Raw genomic sequence first — 1687 nt, forward strand, 5'->3', positions numbered from 1 at the left:
GTTCTCCCGCTCTCCCGTTCTCCGACTCTTCGTTTTGACTGTTGACTGTTGACTGTTGACTTTTGATTTCCTGTTCCGAGTAGGGCAAATAGCTAATACCGTCTTTTTCCCAGTCCGCAAAAGTATCCGTGTCAGCGTTGCTGACAACAATAAAATCAAAGGCAATGCCACCATTTTCTAGAGCTATTGGCTCAGCGTGAATTAATTGGCCGATCGATTGCAAGCGCTGACGAACTGTGTTGACATTAATACCGCGAGCTGCTTTTTCGGTTCCCGGCAAAAATTCAAATTGCCAAGCTCGATTCCCTTTTTCCAGAGCAGCTGCAAGCTGTATACTTTCTTCTGGCTTAAGTTTCAGCGATTTTGGAGCTTTCGGTTGAGTATCGGCAACTGTGGGAATTGACTGCCCCGGTAAATTTAATTCTACTTTTTCCTGTAATTCTGACTTTTCCTGTTCCTGTTCTTGTGCTTCTGGTTTGGTAAAAATAGTCCTAAAGCGATCGCAGATCGGTACAATATCCGGGGCGGGATTTTGTATCCGGTAAGCCGTAATTACCTCCTCCAATATTTTCGTACCGCTTAGTAGAGCGTCAAGCCCTTCGGTTGTTAGCACAACTTTGTTGTCGCGTAAAGCTCGCAGATAACTTTCCATTTCGTGGGCCAGTTGTTCTGCCTCATTCACCCCCACCATCCCCGACAAGCCTTTGATGGAATGAAAGCTACCAAAAAGTTTATCGAGTATTGAACGCGAGAGTAGCGGCTGATTTACATAGGGTTCGACGAAGAGTAAATTTTGCCGAATAGCCATTAGGTGTTCGTCGCATTCGGCAAAATAATCGTCTAGAAAGCTGCTAAATAAATTCGTCATTTGCTATCGATCGAGTCATCAGTCAAAGTTATATAGCGATCGGTTAATTACCAGCGATCGTTCCAAAAAATTAACAATTAACACCAGGCAACTCACAACTGACAGAGATTCTGATTTAATAACTCTTGTGCCGCCAGCGCAAACGAGCGAGGTTCAAACGGTTTTGTCAGATAACGGGACGCGCCAGCTGCAAGAGCGGCATTACGACTGGATTCGTCGCCTCTAGTCGTCAACACGATAATGGGAATGGAAGTGTAGCTTTGATGAGAGCGGACAAACTGCAACACCTCCAATCCGTGCAGATCCGGCATATTGAGATCTAGAATCATCAAATCGACTGGTGCGATTACCAGCTGTTCGATCGCTTCCAAACCGTTGTTTGCTTCTTTAAAATTTACATTTTTTAGATCTCGCAGCGATGCCATTACCATGCGTCGCATCGTTGCTGAGTCATCCACAACTAAAATCTCTTTCATCACAGCTTCCTCTTTTACGATCGTTGGATTACGCACATAAGAGTCGAAATGCGTACACCACAATGTATGAAAATTTTTTATCCTTCCTTCTGCCCGGTCATCCGGTTCCCTTTTTCAATTTTAATTCCTTGGGGAAAATCTTTCTTGTCTTCTAGCTGTGTGTTGGTAAAGACTGCACTTGCCGAACTAGAGCTTTACATCTGTGTCTGCTTAACTTCAGGCAGTAATCAGTTCGATCGACCCCCACACCGAATAGGTAGGATGCTTTGGTATCCCAATTTCCATCAGATCGGTTGCCCCGCCAGCACAGATAAATATTTCAAAGATCCGAAACATCCAGGGG

2 protein-coding genes are annotated in these 1687 nt (G+C 44.6%); both read right to left on the reverse strand.

The features are described 5' to 3' along the window. The coding region (locus H6S82_RS32050) for an Hpt domain-containing protein (protein ID WP_191057409.1) at positions 1–868 on the reverse strand (868 nt) is incomplete at its 3' end. Positions 869–960: 92 nt separating this feature from the next. Then, positions 961–1344, reverse strand: a complete 384-nt coding sequence (locus H6S82_RS32055) for a response regulator (protein ID WP_190474713.1) — start codon at positions 1342–1344, stop codon at positions 961–963. Positions 1345–1687 lie beyond the last annotated feature (343 nt).

It is taken from the genome of Planktothrix sp. FACHB-1355 (genome assembly GCF_014748295.1).
Lineage (GTDB): Bacteria > Cyanobacteriota > Cyanobacteriia > Cyanobacteriales > Aerosakkonemataceae > Aerosakkonema > Aerosakkonema funiforme_A.